12 protein-coding genes are annotated in these 19,164 nt (G+C 35.3%); 4 read left to right on the forward strand and 8 right to left on the reverse strand.

Going from position 1 to position 19,164, the window contains the following annotated elements; genetic code table 11:
- Positions 1–33: 33 nt before the first annotated feature.
- Positions 34–519 (reverse strand): hypothetical protein, encoded by a 486-nt coding sequence (locus tag ND855_RS18510; protein WP_265359690.1) that lies wholly within the window; start codon positions 517–519, stop codon positions 34–36.
- Between the two features lie 310 nt (positions 520–829).
- Here ND855_RS18510 and ND855_RS18515 point away from each other — a divergent pair, with 310 nt between their 5' ends.
- Entirely contained in the window at positions 830–3,064 is a 2,235-nt protein-coding gene (locus ND855_RS18515) for an AAA family ATPase (RefSeq protein ID WP_265359691.1), read from the forward strand.
- Positions 3,065–3,784: 720 nt separating this feature from the next.
- Here the strand turns inward: ND855_RS18515 and ND855_RS18520 are convergent.
- Positions 3,785–4,393 carry a hypothetical protein gene (locus tag ND855_RS18520; RefSeq protein WP_265359692.1) on the reverse strand — a complete coding sequence of 203 codons (609 nt, stop codon included), beginning with the start codon at positions 4,391–4,393 and terminating at the stop codon, positions 3,785–3,787.
- A 445-nt stretch (positions 4,394–4,838) separates the two neighbouring features.
- Here ND855_RS18520 and ND855_RS18525 point away from each other — a divergent pair, with 445 nt between their 5' ends.
- From ND855_RS18525 to ND855_RS18535, 3 genes are all read left to right on the forward strand, one after another.
- Positions 4,839–4,988, forward strand: coding sequence for a hypothetical protein (locus ND855_RS18525; protein ID WP_265359693.1), 150 nt, complete (start codon positions 4,839–4,841; stop codon positions 4,986–4,988).
- Between the two features lie 89 nt (positions 4,989–5,077).
- Complete coding sequence (locus ND855_RS18530) at positions 5,078–6,202, forward strand: NHL repeat-containing protein (RefSeq protein WP_265359694.1); 1,125 nt, start codon at positions 5,078–5,080, stop codon at positions 6,200–6,202.
- Between the two features lie 139 nt (positions 6,203–6,341).
- A complete protein-coding gene (locus tag ND855_RS18535; protein ID WP_265359695.1) occupies positions 6,342–6,893 on the forward strand; it encodes a tetratricopeptide repeat protein in 552 nt (183 codons plus the stop codon).
- Here ND855_RS18535 and ND855_RS18540 read toward each other — a convergent pair whose 3' ends face one another.
- The 6 genes from ND855_RS18540 to ND855_RS18565 form a co-directional block, all read right to left on the reverse strand.
- Entirely contained in the window at positions 6,894–7,583 is a 690-nt protein-coding gene (locus ND855_RS18540) for a hypothetical protein (RefSeq protein ID WP_265359696.1), read from the reverse strand. It abuts the gene before it with no gap.
- Positions 7,567–8,220, reverse strand: a complete 654-nt coding sequence (locus tag ND855_RS18545) for an MORN repeat-containing protein (protein ID WP_265359697.1) — start codon at positions 8,218–8,220, stop codon at positions 7,567–7,569. Before ND855_RS18545 ends, ND855_RS18540 begins: the two co-directional genes overlap by 17 nt.
- A 625-nt stretch (positions 8,221–8,845) precedes the next feature.
- On the reverse strand, positions 8,846–9,541 hold the full coding sequence (locus ND855_RS18550) for a hypothetical protein (RefSeq protein WP_265359698.1): 696 nt from the start codon (positions 9,539–9,541) through the stop codon (positions 8,846–8,848).
- Entirely contained in the window at positions 9,525–15,116 is a 5,592-nt protein-coding gene (locus ND855_RS18555; RefSeq protein ID WP_265359699.1) for a TIGR04388 family protein, read from the reverse strand. Before ND855_RS18555 ends, ND855_RS18550 begins: the two co-directional genes overlap by 17 nt.
- 338 nt (positions 15,117–15,454) lie before the next feature.
- On the reverse strand, positions 15,455–15,997 hold the full coding sequence (locus ND855_RS18560; protein ID WP_265359700.1) for a tetratricopeptide repeat protein: 543 nt from the start codon (positions 15,995–15,997) through the stop codon (positions 15,455–15,457).
- Positions 15,998–16,192: 195 nt separating this feature from the next.
- A complete protein-coding gene (locus ND855_RS18565; RefSeq protein ID WP_265359701.1) occupies positions 16,193–19,156 on the reverse strand; it encodes an efflux RND transporter permease subunit in 2,964 nt (987 codons plus the stop codon).
- Between the last annotated feature and the right edge of the window lie 8 nt (positions 19,157–19,164).

A 19,164-nucleotide genomic window follows, 5' to 3' on the forward strand; every position in this document is an offset into this window, starting at 1 on the left:
CAATCTTTCAATTTGTTCTACTTAACGTCTTAATCAGTTGATGATTCCATCTTTTTTCATTTGAAGATATTTCTCCAATGTATCTTTAAATTCTTTCATCAAAACGGGTTGATTCTCTAAAAATACTTTCAAATAAGTAGAATGTCCATTAGTACCGAATTGTTTTACAACATCAAACGCTTCTACTCTTAATTGTAAGAACATCGGTCGTTCCACAAGAGGTTCTATCTCAAAAACTATGTTTTTAGCGATCCCAAAATCCAAAAGTGGATATAATTTTACTTTCTTAAGATTTTCTTTCATATGATGATAATCTATTTTGTAAACCATTTCTATATAATTAAATAGATCATTAACACTCTTACTCTGTGTAATTTGTGACTCTCTCCAATCAGTTTCTATTTTTTGATCTGTTAGTGCGAGAAAAAGGAAAGATGCCTTATCATCGATAAGAGAATCAGGATATTGCAAATCTTTAAGAATTTGTTTGCATTGTCGCATTTTTTCATCGAGGTCCATATGATTTATATGTTAGCTATACTATATTTGATTTTCGGAAAAATAAGTTCCGACGTATAATTTTAACGGTATCAAAATCGTAGGATTTAGAGTAAATTGTGGAATCAGTCTTAAGCGCCTCCGCTTTAGCAGATAATTTAAAGACACTTGCAATTAGGGGATTTCTTAAGATAAATCATGTTTAACTAGAACATATTTATTAATCTAATGAATTAAACCAATGCTTCCCAGAATTTCCACATAACGGACAAACTTATTCCGAATCGAGACTACCAATCGGGTATTCTATTCCTTAAGAAAGGAGATAAGGATGCCCAGAAAAAAAATAAAAGAATCTCTATTTGAATCCTCAGAGAAAGAGGATTTGCAGTTACTCCACTATTTTGTGGGAAAAAATCTAAGTAAGTTTGACTCATTCGGAAAAACAAGGCTTGAAACTCTGTATTCCCTCTATGACACGAAAGCTAAGAAGACACTCGTTGAGAAAATTTTTCGTCCTGATGAAATGAAAATGAAAGAGGAGTCAGAAAATGATGAAATAGAACCTAGAAGAGGCCGCAATGGATATTGGGATGATACTTACGCAAGTACACAAGGGAAGGACTATTTACCTGATGAATTGGACCAAGATACACAGCAATATTGCAAAAGGAATCCATTTGGAAGAAGAAAAATCTATCGACTTTTACAAGAAGAAAGCAATCGGATCACTTCTGACTTTTCCATTCAAGATTCAAAGGCATACCAAAAGATATCATCCACATTCAAGATTCTAGGTATCACAAAAGAGTCGATCGAATATGTTCTATTTTTATACACAAGGTCAGCATTTTCTAATTTTGACAATTGGATCTCTCGCTCAATTGATTCGAAAATGATTCCTGTCATTGTAAGAGAAGTCACAGGACTCAATCGTTCAGAGTATATGAAAATTACTAATCCTGATGAGAAATGGATCAACTATGGTATTCTCTCACCTTGTCATGAAAAAGAAGACCCTTGTGAGATTGCAGATTCTTTCTATAATTTTTTAGCAGATGATACACAGGCGACTTTTGGCTTAAAATTTTTGAACCAAGTCAATGAGGAGACACATCCCGTATCCTCATTCTTCTTGGCTGAGAATGAAGTCGCACGCAACTTATCACTCTTACAAGATGAACAACCATCGAAGATCTTATTCTATGGTTCTCCTGGATCCGGAAAAACAGAGTTTGCGAAAAGCCTTGTTGCCGAAGTTCAGAAAACCTTATTTAAAATTAACAACAAAGAAGCAGAAAGCAAAGAAGACAAACGCACTGCTTTAATCGTAGGGACCACTTTATCTGCAGAATCTGGCAATATTCTACTCTTCGATGAGGCCGACGACATTTTGAATGAAGGAGGGAAGAGAGGCTTCTTTGAAGAAAAAGTTCCCGAAAAGAAAATTTGGATGAATGAATTTTTAGACCAAATGAAAGGGAAACTGATTATCATAACCAATGAGTCAAATTCTATTCATGAATCTGTCTTACGACGATTTGATTATAGTTTAGAGTTTTTTCCAGCAGAACCAAAACGCCGGTTATATTATTGGAATCGAGTATTAGAATTAGAAAATGTAAATGATCGTTTAAAGAATTCGGAAGTGGAAGAACTAGCTCATACCTATCCCGCAGGAGTAGGAGGAATTTCCATTGTTGTAAAAGCTGCAAAGAAGATCTGCAACAATAGAAAGGATGATAAGTTTCTATCTGTAATTAAAGATGTTATGAACAAACACACTCATCTTACAAAAGGCCGGATTCAGAAATTTACTTTTTCTCCCACTCCCTATGATTCGAAAATCTTACATGTAAATTCTAACTTAGATGATCTTGAGACGTTAATCGAAGAATATAAACGAAAATGGGAAGAACCTGAGGAATCCAATCTTGGATCCTTGTGTTTACTCTTTCATGGAAAACCTGGGACAGGAAAAACAGAGTATGCCAAACATATTGCCAAAAAATTCAATTTAGAACTGATGCAAAAACGTGGCTCAGACTTACAGAGTCCATTCGTTGGAATGACAGAAATGCTGATTGCTGACGCGTTCCAGGAAGCAGAAGCTAAAAAATCAATTTTCTTCTTAGATGAAGCAGATAGTTTCTTTCGAAGTCGAGACCTTGCCGTTCGGTCTTGGGAAGTCACCCAAACCAATGAATTTTTGACATGGATGGAAAGTTTTCGTGGAATCTTTATCGCTTCCACTAATTTCATGAAGGACTTTGATCATGCTGCTTTACGTAGGTTCGCTTGGAAAGGGGAATTTAAGACTTTGCGGAGAGAAGATAAAGTAGAGATCATTAGACAGTATTTCCCTCATCTAACAGAAACTTTGACTTTCCTCGAGAAAGAAAACATCAAAGAAATTCCAGAGTTAACTGTTGGAGACATTCGAGCTGTATGGAATCGTTTTCGGTTTCGAAATTCAAAACAAATTAGTGGAGAGGAAATCATTCAGAGTTTAAAGAGTGAAGTTTCTTTCAAATCCAATACACAAATGAAGTCGATTGGATTCTAGGAGAAGAAGGGAGTATTCCTCCATAAAAAGAATCTTGTCATTTCATTCTATGGTATGGGAATCAAATATTAGATTATGTTTTGATTCCCTTTTTGATTTCTAGGATAAATATTAAAAGATAGATTAATTATCTTATTTGCTTTTATTGATCTTAAATAAACCGTACATTATTTACACCATCTAGCAATGAAAAACGAATCTTTTATGAGTACAAAATTCTACAATACACCAACGTTTATGTATTTAGTGCAAGTATTGAAAAATGTTAATAGTTATCTAAAGCTAATTGGAAAAAATAAAAAAGTAAATCGAGAGAAACAAGGAAACGATTTGAACTAGCAAAAAGAATGATGCAAAAATTAGCCAAGTTTTACCAGACTCAAAATTAAGCTTTTTAGTTAAACAAAAAGCAAATTCGAAACCATATACAAAATGCGTGAATACGCAACAAATTACTGAAATAAAAGAGAAAATATAAAAACTAAAAGAAAGATCTGCTTGAGTGGGATTGGACGTCCATATACCCCTTCCAGCTATCATCGCCAATACTAGAATGGAAGCCTGTTTAGAACCGTCCAAAATTACTGAATGAGCTTTTTGAAATTGTTCAATATGATTCATAATAAATAGAAATACCTACTTCAAATTATTCTCATACATTTAAACCAAATTTAAATAAACTTCCGGAAAGAGAATATCACCGGAAGCTTTCAACAAGAGTTACTGATAAAGTTTATCTCTATAGATATCGTTAATAAAATTATCAGGTACGTTTTGATTTGTAATATAGCTTATTTTTCTAAATGGCATTACGAAAAGTAATAGAATTTGTCTAACTTCAACAACGTCATTTTCATAAGTATATCGCTTGATCTCTTTTCCTTGGTTATAAGCTACAAATTCTGTTTTTCCATTAATTTCGCCGAAAACAGGAAATAATCCTGCTGTGATCACAAAAAGGGTAGAAGTTAATATAAGTGAACTTGTAGGTTTAACTCTTGAAGTAACTTCAATATTTACCAGATTCTTGCTATTTAATTTGCTAACATCATCCAAACCGACAACATACATATTAAATTTTTCAACGCAATTACAACCTGAAATAATTTCACTAAATGCTTGTTTATTAGCACGATGCGTTGCTTCAGAAATTACAGCTTTTTCTCCGAGTGCATTGTAATGGTTATAATCTAGAACAAAGTCAACGTTAGAAATTTTTCTATCAATTTTTGCTGGGTTATAAGCAGGCACATCATTTCTGAGATAAGTTATACAATTACTCATTGAACTAATTACAAAGAAAAGAGGTAATATTTTTAAAATTTTCATGTTATTCCTTTTGAATTAAATACTGACAGGATTCTGTAAAAATAAATTCTTCTGGTATAAAAAGTCAATTTAGAAATCCATATTTCTTCTTCTTATTTCATAATTTTTAAGAACAGAACTTTCTGGTTTATGAACCTCATTTCAATCTAGAAGGGTAACATCCAATGTCGAATCAAGTTTTTAATGAATCAAAATCCATTCTATTAATTTTTATTAGAGTTCAATTTAGATTGCTACAAATTGCTTAAGGAGAAATATCTAGGATGCTTAGATTTTTTTATCAACTTTATTTTGATAATTGTATCTTCCTATAGAAAGTTTGGTTTTTGATTTTGAATCATTTAATTTTAATTAAATTTAAAAACGAACATCTTGCGAAGAGGTAGAATCTACTTCGATTACATTTACTTTTGAAGCATTATTTTGATTTGAGATACTATCTATTATGAAGCAATATGGCACTTCCTATAATGTATATTATGTCGCATTAGATATGGACAATGTTTTGAGTGTACTCGTACATCCTTTACAGTTTTCGATAGTCAAACTTCTCTATAAGAATGCTTGCCACTCACATGCGTTATACATTTCCTAAAAAAGTTGCAGAATCACTAAAACTAAATGGACACCAAACATTAGTTTTTTACTTTTAAGTGAATTAAAAACAATGATGGAATATTATAAATGTTAAACAGAATTTTTTCACTATTCTTTCTGATTTTCTTAGTCGCCAATTGTAAAAAAAATGAATCGAACGATGATTTAACCACATTTTTATTCCTGCAACTTGCAACACAACCGACAAGCACGGCCGTAGTTTCAACGTTCGCTGGACAAGCCACTTCTGGTTTGGTTGATGGAACGGGGACTGCTGCAAAGTTTAAAAACCCGAATGGCATTGCCTTCGATAGTGCTGGGAATATGTATGTTGCCGATACAGGTAACCATTGTATTCGCAAAATTACAAGTGCAGGTGTTGTCACTGTTTTTGCCGGATCTGATACAGGTGTTTCAGGTTTAACGAATGCGACTGGAACTGCCGCCAGATTCAATGAACCATTTGGGATTGTTGTCGATAGTGCTGGAAATGTTTATGTTGGTGATTCTATCAATATGTTGATTCGAAAAATCACTAGTGCAGGTGTTGTCACGACTCTTGCAGGTGGTAATGGCGGAACTGGTGCAGTTGATGGAACAGGTGCCGCTGCTAAGTTCGACCAACCGAAAGGACTTGCGATTGATAGTGCTGACAATATATATGTTGCCGATAGCCAAAATGATGCCATTCGTAAAGTCACAAGTGCTGGTGTTGTAACTACAATTGCAGGCTCAACACTCTCTGTTTCAGGATTTGTCGATGGAACTGGAACCTCTGCTAGATTCACTCGTCCAACTGGCATTGCTGTAGATAGTACGGGAAATCTTTACGTGGGAGATACTGATAATAATGCAATTCGAAAAATCACTAGTGCAGGTGTTGTAACGACATTAGCAGGTTCGTCCACAGGACTTTCCGGATATGTGAATGCTTCTGGTACAGCTGCTAGGTTCACGCAACCTATTGGAATCACTTTGGATAGTTCAGGTAATCTTTATGTATCTGACTCTACAAATAGCGCAATTCGTAAAGTAACTAGTGCTGGCGTAGTGACTTCCATAGCTGGTGCAATCACGCGTATTTCTGGATTTGTAGACGGAATTGGATTCAACTCGAGATTTAACCAACCTTATGGAATTGCCACTGATAGTAACGGACACTTATTTGTTGGTGATTACGGAAATAATGCGATACGAAAAATCGTTCCCTAAAATTTAAGAACAATTGTAAGCTATCTGACTCATGGGAATATTTTTCCAAAGTCAGGTATGCTACAATTCCATATTCATAAATAACTAATAATTTCAAATCAAATCGATCTTATTTTGCTGATACCAGGAGATTTCTTTCATGAAAAAAATATATATTCTTTGTCCGTTATTATTCACTTTATTTTGTTCGAATGCAGATCATTCAAATGACCAAAAAAAAGAAGCATTGGAACTCAATAAAAAAGCAATCTCAGTAGCGAGTTACAATCCCAAAGAAGCTTTGGAACTATTCCGAAAAGCTGCAAGTTTAGATCCAAAAAATGTTGATTATATCAATAACCAGGGAGCAATTTTATTAACGTTAAAGGAATATGAAAAAGCAATTCCCCTTTTCAAATCAGCAATCCAATTGGACGAAAAATACGCCAGAGGACATTACAATTTAGGAGTTTGTTATTCAGAGATGGGTGATTACAATTCCTCTGTCAAAAATTATAAAAAAGCAATTTTATATTCACCAGGCGGGGAAAATCTTGAAGCTCGGTTTAATTTAGGTGCTGCCTATGCAAAATTGAAGAAAAAAAAGGAAGCCATTCAAGAATTCAAATTATTCCTTTCAAAAGCACAACCATCAAATAACCAAGCGATTGAAGAAGCCAAAAAGCGTATTAAGGAATTAGAAAAAAAATAATCATTCCATTGTCAAATAACCGACGATTAAGAGGAAGATAATGCATGGAAACATGCTTATCAAAACTCTTTTTCGTAGACTTATGTTTGTTAACAGTTTCCCAATCCGAATTACTAAATAAAAACTCAGCAAAAAACTTATCAATAGAAGGTATACATTTAAACTAACAAATAATTGACGAATCCAGTGATTCGCTTCAAGTTGATTTGTCAAATTATAGCTATAAGTTAGATTCATGATGATCATTGTAACTTGCCATGGCAAAAAAGAAATGAAGGCAAATACTGAAGAAATTTTCCATCCTAATGTATCTTCGCCAATGACAAAACCAGCTAATTTATAAGAAATAACAAGTGCCAAAACGTAAGAGGAAATTAATAGAAAAATGATCAACTGGTTTAATGGATATTGATTCAATAGATAAAGAGTATAACTTATTTCTTTTAATGGTTCCAAAATTTCAATTGGTAACTTCTGTTTTTCATATAGTTTAAACCAAACGACATTAAAAAAATTTGTGATGAACATGATCACAAGTTGAATGCACAAAATTGAATACAAACTAAACTTGAATAAATCCTTTGCCTCATTGTAATGGATAGTATTTTGTTTTTTCGTGAAAATGAGTTTGAAATTATAGAGAAAAAAGTAAACTCCTCTGTCCCAAGTATTCTTAAATTTTTCGATCATCTTTCCAATTCCCTTTTTCCAAGATTTCGCCTTTTCCATTTTCTAAATGGCCTATCCCATTTCGTTTCCCACTCTGAGCTTGACCAATGTAACGTTTCCCTTCGGGATAAAACAGAATTCCATATCCTGAAATGAGTTTTCCTTTTTGGTAGAAACCACTCCATTTTTTACCTTCGTAACCTAACAAGGCCTCACCTTCTAAAACATCTTTCACCCATTTCCCTTGGATGGAATATCGACCTATCGTAAACTTCCCAAATCCTTCCCGTTTGTTTTTACGAAACTTGCCAGAAAAAATATTTTGGTCCGGGTAAGTATAAATTCCATACCCCTCGATTTGGCCCATTTCCCAATCGCCTTCAAAGACAGCTTTGTCTTTGAATTCCATTTTCCCTTTCCCATTGGGAATTTTGTTGCTAAGTTGGCCTGAATAGATTTCACCACTCGGATATTGGATCTTACCAAAACCACTCGAACAATCACCCGACAAACAGACAATTGTATCGGAAAATTGGTTTTCGCGGTATTTGCGATTGGCATAGAAAATGGCGCCGACGAGGAAGATGGCAAAACCAATTGAGAAGATGATTTTCTGGGTTTGGGAAAGGTGATGGAAGGAGGTTAACTTAAATTTCATTTTTTAAATAAGAAGTTCTATGGATCAGACAATACATACCTGACTTAGTTTTTCAAGTAATTATAGTTAATATTTTTTATCAAGGCAAATGAACTATTTCAGCAAATAAATACTTTTCTTTTTTGTTGTTATATTTACTCATTTTTGAAAGCAGATAACTCTCACTCGACATAACATAATTTGCTTTAGAAAAATAATATCTGCTCTTGCAAAGCCATCGGCAAATATATAACGATAATCTGATTTATCACTTTACTCTGACTTGATTCTTATTTTCGTTCCTATATTCCAGGTTAAAATTATAGTAACAAATTTTTAATCATTTAACATATTAAATTTTGAATCAAAAATAATTTCAAAAATAGCCTCTCTTTTTTGTATTACAATTCAGGCACATATAGTGTTTTAGACAATATCTATAGCGCCGACTGAATTCGCAAAAGTGACAGTTAGTATTATGAATAAGTAACCAACTAAAAGATTTCTACGGAATATAAAGTCTGATTATAGAAGATCCTTGCGGCCAACTTGCATAAGATTAGAGGAGAATCTCTCGCAGGATACGGACTCGCTAAGGTAAAACACAAATTTAGAAGTGTTTCGTTATCTGAGTATCCATTCTAAATTACTGCATACCTAAGATAGTATCTAATGCTCGCACATCTTTTTCATCAAAGTCAAAATCAGTAAGTGGGGGAGCATCTTTTTCTAATTTGTAGAGCTTATATGCCTCTTTTGCACTCTCAAGGAATTCTTTCGATTCAATATGTCCATGTCCAAAGAACATTGGTCGAGCTATGTCTGGATGTATTAAAAAAAATAATTTATCATTTCTAGAACGAAGATAGATAATTTCAGGTGTCATATCTGGTTCTTTTGATAACACAAAACTAAGGCGACAATCACGGAACTCCTTCGTAAACTTGATGCAATATACTTCTTTTAGAGTATCAATTCCCGCAAAAAAATCAACTTGTAAATGAGAGACAAATCTCCCTGCTTCTTTTTCAAAGAAAATGCCTAAGTAAGTTCGACCTGCTTGTTTTTGTATAACCTCATAAAAATCATAAACCTTAATTTTCCCTTCTTGATCGCAAATCTCTTTTATAAAGCGATTCGGATCAACTTTTTGGTACTTTTCATAAGGAATTTCAAAAACTCGAACTATTTCATTTCTATTGAATAAAGAATTCTCTTCTTCTAATAATATTTTTTGTGATACGGGTTTTGTCTGCTTTAATTGTGTTTTTTCCTCACACACAGGCAATAGAACAAAAACCAGAAAAAAAGGTAGAAGCTTAAAATTATATCTTCGTAGCAAGACCCAATTTCTCCAAAGCTTCCATGTCTTCCTTAGTTGGGTTTGGTAAAGAAACCCATTTACCATCTTTCTTTTTCATAATCTCTACATGAGTGTGTTCTCCAGTTTCGCCTACTGCCTTTCCGCTGTTACCACTGAGGCAAACAGCTTGACCTGCATATATGTCTTGACCTTTTTCAACGAGTATTTTGCTACTATGGGAAATGGAAAATCCGTATTCACTATTTTCATCCCCAGCTTGGATAACTACTCTTTGTCCATATGCATATCCAGCGTAAGGACTCCGCAAGTTATTTTCAACTCGCACATCAACAACTTTTCCATTCACTGGGAAACCTATGATTGTCCCTGTTTTCGATGCTACATCGAATCCTTCGTGTTTTTTTCCCTCCTTTCCGGTTACTAGATCCCGCCTTGGTCCAGGTGAGCTGGTAACCGGATCATTTGGGTTGCCTGGCATTGTAATGAAATATCCATTCAACTCATGAGTTCGAATAAAACCATTACCTTCTTCTTTTCCCTGGCCTTGGTAAGTTGAAATCTCCTTCTCAACAACAGTGCGAGTATTTGTAATAGAGTCTTCTGGTTGGATATTCAACAATTTTTGATCATTTAGATAAAAGGCAGCCATAGCTCTATTGGTATTGATTGACTCATAAGAAGAGCCCTTCTCATCGAATAAGTCTATAAAAGCACTTTTTTGCATTTCGGTTAGAGGTTGTTTTTTGAACATCCCCATTTCTTCTGCCTTTATCAGAAGGATCTGAGATTCGAACTTGTAAACCTCTGCTTTCGCATTCTTGACTTGTTGCTTAAGTTTTGAAATTTCTTCTGTCTCTTTCTTTAATTCCTGCTTTATTTGATTTTTTGTTAACTTAGGAACAGAATTCTTCAATTCAGTCTCTTTTTGAGTAAATTCACCCTCTTTCTTTTGCAGATTCTCTTTCAAAGTAACAAGATCACGTTTCGGCTCTACCAGAGAGCTGTCCAACTTGGCTATCTTATCGATATTTTCTTTCTTTTGAACGGTAAACTTTAAAATATTTGCTTTTATACTGGCCAAGCTTTCCATCTGCGTTGGACTCAATTCATATTTTGCTACTTGGACTGTGTAACTATCAGGTAAACTAGGCTTTCCATCTCCATTAATATTAACTGCTTGTCTCTCCGTCACAACGACATCGCCATTTGATCCTGATGTTGGTGTATCTGTACCTTCTTCAGAAGATCCCTCACTGTCTTCTATCGATCCTTCTTCGTATTCTGAATCTTCATACTCCTCATCACTTACATCTTCTGATGCGTCTTCGTTTTCCTCGAATTCATACTCCTCTTCTTCCTTTCTTCCAATTGTGAGAAGATAAGCACCTAACATTCCAGAGAGTCCTATGGCCGCAAGGTCCCCAGGGTAGGAATTGAGAAAGTCGATAAATCCATTGACTTCATCAATCGCAAGACCCGCAGTTAAGTCAGCAAAGGCTTCTTGGGTGACTCCGTAAGTGAGAGGATTTGTCAGATCGATTGAATTGATGAGTTCCTCTGGGGTAGATCCATTGATTGTCGTATTTCCATTGGAATCGACAGAAACTTGTTCTCCATCAATTTCTGTAGTAACACTGACTCCATTTGGACCAACTCCAACGACTGTACCACCAGCATCTACACTACCCGACACGTTTCCATTTGAATCAAGATTTACGGACGTCGCTACTCCTCCTGCAGTACTTGTAAGAGAAGCACCATCTGGTCCTACTTGGACATTTGTTGTCCCATTGGTAGCAACGACTGTAGTTCCTTCCCCTGAGCCAAAACTAACTCCATAAGTGACACCTGCAGTGCCGGAAGTCACATTTCCGCTAAACTCGCCATCAGCACCAACATTTACAGTAGTCGTTGCTCCACCTACAGTTGTATTGATTGCCAATCCATCTGGACCTAAAACCGCATTTGTCGTTCCTGTGTTGACAGTGATGACTGTTGGCTCCCCTGTTCCAAAGCTAACACCATAATTTGAAGAGGGGCTATTGATGACAGTCACTCCACCACCTACATTGCCATTAAAATCCACACCTACGGTTGCAACAGCATTCCCAACCGTTGTTGCAACTCCAACTCCTCCTGTGCCAACTTGAACTGCGGTTCCGTTGCCCACATTTCCTACCAAAGTTACTTCCGTTGCTTGGCCTGATCCAAAACTTGCACCAAACCCAACTTCCGGCACATAAGGAACTGGAAGGTTTACATTTCCTGAATATTCACCATTCGAATTTAAATTCACAGACACTGGAGAAGGGCCTGTCCCCCCCCCAACTAATGTGTAACCAACATTACCAGATACCACACCATTTGAAGTGATACCTACTCCAGCATTAACTCCACCAGTCGTAACGACTCCCAATGATGCCCCAAAACTTCCGTTATTTTCTGTAACATTAAATCCGACACCGAAAGCAGCACCAGATACGGCAACACCGTTGACGAATCCGGCAGCGGCACCATCCATCCCACCTAATTCATACCCAGCTGCTGTCTGCACTACAGTATTTACAGCTACAGCAGTCATTGCATAACCTGATCCCAAAACTGCACTTATTCCTGACATTGCCATCGAAGGAAGGCTTGCAACAAAAGTAGGAAGAGTTGTTGTCACAAATGTCCCGACTGCTGAAGCAGCAGATGCAACTGAGCTGACAACAGCACTCCCGATACTTCCCACAATGCTAGTAGAAGTTGTGGCAACTGTAGCAGTGGTCGCAGCTGCGGCGGTTCCTCCTCCTCCTGCTACTGCACTTGCTCCAGCGCTTGCTGGTCCGACCCCTGCCCCTGCGGTACAAACAGTAACAACAACGGCTGCTGCCACTGCAACGACTGTGGCTACGGTTTGAATTGTTTTCTTCCTAGCCGCTTCTTTTTTGGCTTTATCTGCTTGTCTTTTATTTAAAAATGCTACAATCAAATCAGCACTCACAGCGCCGCCAGTTGCTCTTGAGATTGCTTCTGCTACCTGTGATTTGACATATCCTTCTGCTTGGCTTTTGGCCCAAGATTGAACAGTACCACCTGTAGCTAAAGTTTCCGCGAGAGATTTGATCATTTGAGCAGTGTTTGCTTGCGAATTTGCACTCGCTTGGAATGCTTCTGCTCCCCTTTCGTTCATTTTCCCTACTTCATTTAAACTTGCTGTCATAGCAGCAGTTGCTTGGTTAAAACTAGCAGAAAACTGAGAAGAGTTGGATTGGAATTCATTGAAAATTGATGAATTTTCCCATGTATCAAATAGACCACCAGTATTTGCTAATTTAAAACTTTCTGGTGCGACAACTACTGTTGAATAGTTGGACATGCCGGCATCATAACTCGAAGCAGAAGTTGCATCCGCACCTTCACGAAGATTTGCCTGTCCATTGTAAATCGATTGTGTAACGACTAAATTTCCCTGAGAATTATAACTTACATTTAGGCCAGCTGCAGTTAAGGAATTGTAAACTTGTGACATACCATTTGTTGTGGCATTCTCAGCTAAGGTATTCATGGAGTTCGCCAAAGCAAGGTTTTGCGCACCTATAAACGACTTATCTAGAGTTTGCATGAACTGTTGGATACTTCCTAAATCAGTCAGAAATGAATTGTTTGCAGCTGTAAAAAATGAATCAGAAACTTGAGGTGCTTGTAATCCAGCACTTTGGATCAACGTTGTGTCTAACTCAACATTTGATTTTTGAGGCAAAACAGATAAGATTTCCGTCAAATCGGATGCTTTATTAGAAATAAAATTTACTAGTTCTTGTCCTGAGATTCCATTTTTTACGGCTTCCTGGATTGAAATAGCCTTTTCACTGAGAGAGGATTCAACAGTTCCCCACACAACTTCCCCGCTCTGCTGTAAAGCGTTCATTTTACTTAGCCAATTTGCCCTAGCTTCCGAAATTCCAGTCACTTCCGCATCACGTGTTAAAGCGGCTTCAGCAAGGATGGATTCAGATTGAGCTTTCCATGCTGCATATTGGCTCTCATATAAACTGACCTGGCTTTCCCAATTGGAAATTGCAGGGATAACTGAGGATCCCCAAGTAGTGACCATTCCATCCAATGAAGTCGAATAACTTCCCCAAGCTGATGCATTTGAATCTGCATTCGCATCATAAAGTGTAAATTCCAATTTCGTACGAACACTTTCTTCTTGAAAATCTTGCGTTATACAAAGAAACACACCCCAATAACCACAGCCTGTAGCCCAATAAGTAAAAGCGGCATCCCCTACTGAACTATAACTTTCTCCAACTCCACCGCTTCCAATGGTAACCGGATATGGATTGTAGTTACTGCTAATACCCACTATATCGATTGATGAAATGGATTGAACGTATTTAAAATTTGTATTTAATCCTAATTTTTGATTTATAAAGGATTTTAATGCATTAACATCATTCCCATTATCATAATATGATTTTATGGCAGCAATCACCCCATCACTCAAATAATTATTTCCAACATTTGCTGCAGATATGATATTATTTAAATCAGAAACTCCATAAACTCTCCCTTGCCAATATGCTTTGTTTGATGCTGCAACCGACTCTTGTGCGGCCAAGTAATCTTTCAACATACCGGAGATTGTTGTTAAAGAACTTTTATTTGCAATTGCATCTTGCATTTGCGTCATCAGTGATTTTAAATTTTGTCCATCAGATGTTAGGTGATTATTATCGATGATGGGTGTTCCATTCGCATCAGTTTGATAGAATACAGAATTGGACGCAAGATAAGCCTGTAATTGGTTAACTTTCGTACTAATTTGAGTTCTTACGTTATTTTCATAAGTTCTCAAATTTTCCAATTGTGTTAAAAACTGTGATTCGGTAGTTGCAATTTGAGAAACTAAATTATCGTAAGTTCTATCCGCACTTCCAATTGCAAGTTCATATTGAAAGAGTCCACTCGCCACTGCATTTGCGTGTTCTCTTTCCCATTGTTCGCGAGCAATCCGAACGGCTTCTTGTGCCTGATCAATCACATTCTGATTCGGATTGGTCCCCAAATTTGTTTGTGTTTGAGTGGAATTTACTTCTACAGAATTGTATGTGGAAAGGGTATTTGTTAATAAGAAGCTTTCCCGACGTAATTGGATGGATGTTTCAGCTTCTTCCATCCAATTTTGTTCCAAAATTGCTTTCTGACTTTGGAGTCCATTGTATACGTATTCCTTATATGCTTCTACCGAATTATATGCATCTGAAGTGTTTACTGCCGCAACAAATTCGGTAATTTTTGCGTCGGCAGCTTCTTGCCAATTTGTGTATAAATTATAGAGGTAACTATTTACTAAAGTGTCCCAGTGTTCCACTGAAGTAGCTTGTCTATCGGCGATCGCGTAAGCTTCCATCAAATCTTGGTTTTGAAATTGTTGGTTATTTAAAACAGGAACTGCTACTTGGGCGGAGAGAGTGAAAATCGGTGAGAAAAATGTTAACAGGTATGTAAAAATTAAAACTGCACTAGTATAACGCTGGTTCGACTTTTTCCAAAATAGAGAAATCCAAGTAAAATGGTTACTCTTCGCATTTAATTTTTTCATATAGTCTACCCTGCCGATCCGTCTTAATTCCAATAAATATGCCTAGCATCAGCTAACACAAAAATTTAAGAAACTATAATTTTCTAATTTAGGCTGATTTTGTCTCGGATTCAAAAAGGAATGTAATTTGCTAAATCGGGCAGCTTTAGGGTATAACAAGAACAAACGAGGACAGCCGCAGAAGATTCGTAGCCAGCTAACTAGATTTATGGCAAAATCAACTACGGGTGCAAAGAAAACAGGATCTACTTTTTCTTGATTTTAAGGGACATAATTTAAATGGCGAAACCGTAAAACGCAGCAGGAAAAGACTTAGGCCAAAGGATCATAAAAAAGTGTTACTTTGAACTTGGTCCCGACAAATGACGGTTAATTTCTTTGCTCAAGACGGGGTCATCTGCTGAAAATTTCCTTGCCTTATTTAAATTTTCTTCAAATTTCTCTTTTAAGTCAGCTTTTTTAAAGATGAGGCCCAATTGCAGATAAGAAAGGGCAACAAAATTGATGTTTTGAGTTGCCTTGGTGTAACTTAGAATTGCTTCATCAATTTTACCAATACTCTCTAGTAATTTCCCTCGAATGTATAAAATTTCTGGATTTGAATTATCCTTCGAAAGGTACAACTTTGTCAGTTCCAAAACTTCTTCTGCTTTTCTCCCACTTACAAAATTGGATTTTATTACCCACAACAATGCATTTAGATTCGAATTTTCTTTATCGTAAGCTTCCTGAAAGTAAAGGTTTGCTTTGTCAAACTCCAAATCAAAATAATGCAGTTTACCTAACATGATCCGAGTGTCCAAATAATCAGGTTCTATAGAATATAATTCCTGAAATTTTTTCTTTGAAAGTTCTCGCTTATTGAGTTGGAAAAATTGCATCCCTTCTACGTGTAGACGCGATAATTTCTCAGTATCTGAGCAAGAACCTAATAACAAAAGAAAAATCAAAAAAGTCAATTTCAAAACGTTCATGATTGATTAGGACTAACGAGAATTAATATACTAATTTTTTTCAATGCAATTTTGCCTAGATAGAATAAATAATCATCATTTTAATTCATTGAAGTGCAGCTATTATATCCTGAATAAAGAATGAATTTTTGAGGTAATTTTGCTTACGTTAGTGCCTAAAAAATCCAACAGTGACATTTCATACTTTCTGGCCCACTTAATTTCCAGTTGATGAGCGAAAAACACAACAAAAACATAAATCAAAATTCCAATAAGTATATAAAAAAAACTGATTAACGTAGTATCTAATAATACTAACAAACAAAAATTCAAAATTGCTAAATAAACCCAGATTGACTTTGTTAAATGATATTTTAAGGAAATAAAAAAATGTGCCAGAGGGCACATTAACAGCAAGGAAACTTGGAACGGCAAATAAAGATCTCCAGGGTAAAAAAATATGATTAAAAAAACAGAAAGAAGGTAGGGAATATAGTATTTAAGTAAAAACGATGAAATTTTCTCCTTTTGTTTTAAAGACAAAAACCTAACAAAAAAAGTTGCAAATGGAAGGAAAATCATCAAAAATTTTGATATACCACTTTTTGATAGAATATCCTCCATATAGTCATTATCTTCTTCTATTCTATACCCAGATGGCAAAGAATAAGTTGTTACAAATTTAATTATTTTGTTTTTGAAATTGGAAGAATTCCCTTCCAATTTAACCGAAAAACTTAATGTTCTCATTCTGTTTTTATGATAGATTTTTACTGGGATTTTTTTCTCTTCAGCTCTAACAATCGTGGATATTGGAATAAATTTATCCTTCAAATTTTTAATACGAATCTCGCCAAAATCAAGTTTAGATTTTCTATATTCTTCCGCATAACGGACTCTAACATCAATTTCTTTTTCTCCATCTATGAATTTGGTAGCCACACCTCCTTGTAAGGCTAAATTCAATTCATTACCAAAATAAGGAAGTGAAACTTCCGAAACTTGAAACAGTGCAGGATCTGGCACTAGCCTCAACTCATCACGAGAAGATTTATAACGCAAAACTACTTCGGCAACTCCATCAAAAGATCTAATTTTCTCTGCAATTTCGCTCACGAGAATCTCTAATAATTCTTGATCATTGCCTATTAAATCGAATGTAATTTCTTGGAAATATGAAGTATTCTGATCCGCTGCAAAAAACAAAAAAGCATCCTCTGTTGAACCAACTCCAGTCTTCAATGTTTTAATAAATTCTGTATCCGGTACGAATCCACTTTCTAGCTCTATGAGTAATAATGTATGTGCAGGATCTACTTTGCTAACAATTTGTTTCACCCCTGGAATTTTCAAGAGAGCTTTTTCAACTCTCAATGAAATTTCATCAGTATGCGGAAACGATGTACCTGAAGGGAATTCCAGAAATGCGATTGTATCTCTTTTGTCAGATTCAATAGAATCATTCATCTGAACTTTTAAAAATGTATAAACACCTAAAAATATAAAGAAAATTAAAGCGAGAGGTAAAATTTGTTTTTCACTTAAAATAGACTCTTCAGTTTTTGAAATCGCTTTGAAAAACTTATCACTGATAAATTCCATACTCTTAAGATAATACTGCATCCAATTTCGATCATTAAACTTAATTAAATTTGAAATAGTATGAATCCTTATGTTGTTGATAAAAACAATGAAATAAAAATCCAATAAAACACAAACAGTCACAGAAGACAATAGAAGCATCGTAAAAAATTTGGATACTTCATTCGAAAGAATTTTAGAAATAAAATAAGAACAGAACAAGTTGAGCAACAACAATCCCAATTGATTTTTATCTCTGAATGTTAATTGATTTGATGAGATAATCGAAAACGATCTTGCTCTAAACATTATCCAAAATAAATTTCCGAAAATTAAACCATAACATGTCGCTAATGAGAAACTTTTAAAAAATATTCCATACAAAAGAAGAAATCCGAAAAACACAGGTATCAATGAAATCAAATAGATTATGAAATAAACATAGTATTTCTTTTTTAATAAAAAAAACATACTCAATGAAATTATGATTAAAAATTCCAAATATAGTAAGGATTTAATCGTTTCCGTTAAAATTTTCGATTCATCTTGATTAAACTCTACTTTTATATTAGCATTATTCTTCCTTTTAATCAGAGACCTAATTTCCTCGGAGACCGCTACTATATCGCTAGATTCGTTTTTGTAGATAAATGCTGTAACTTTTTCTTCAGCATTTAGTCTAGCCCCAATATTCTCATCACGAGGGGATAAACTAATTTTCGCAATATCCTTTAGAAAAATAACCTGACCTTCAGGAGTAACTTTTAGTGGTAAGTCTCTGATTTCCAAAAGATTATTAAACCTTTCTTTTGATTGCAAGCTTAGTGACTCTTTCAAAATGGAAAGTTTTCCTAATGCATCATTCTGATTCTTATCTTGCAAAACCGAAACAATATCTCTTAGGCTTAGTCCATAACCTTCCATCTGTTTAGGATCACAAGCGACTTGGATTTCTCTAATTTTCCCACCTCCAATAATTACCTGACTAACCCCTTCAATTGCCTCGAGCGAGCGCTTAAATGACTTTTCAACTAACTCTCTCAATTCATCTTGAGAAATCTCATTGTTTGAAAATGAAATTACCATTAACGGGGAATTAGTTGGATCATAACGAAAAACTTGTGGTTTGTGAACTTCTCTTGGAAATTTAGAAGACACTAAATCAATTTTTTCTCTAAATTCTAATGATTTCTCTTTTAAATCAACGGACTGATTCATTTTAATTTGTATAAATGCAGATCCATCTTCTGAAATGGAGCGCATGTTTTTCACACCACCAACTGTTGCAATCGATCTTTCAATTGGATATACAATCTCGTTTTCTATTTTATTTACATCGAAACCTTTCGCATCGATCCGAATTGCGATTCCTGGATAAATTTGTTGGTCAATACGTACTAAAGAGAGTTTTGAATTGAAAATAAATCCGAATAATGACATACCCAATGCTATCATTAAAAATAGGATAGGTCGATTACGTACAGATTTAGCAAAATATGAATACAACGGGCCAA

The organism is Leptospira paudalimensis, assembly GCF_026151345.1.
In the GTDB taxonomy this organism is placed as follows: domain Bacteria; phylum Spirochaetota; class Leptospiria; order Leptospirales; family Leptospiraceae; genus Leptospira_A; species Leptospira_A paudalimensis.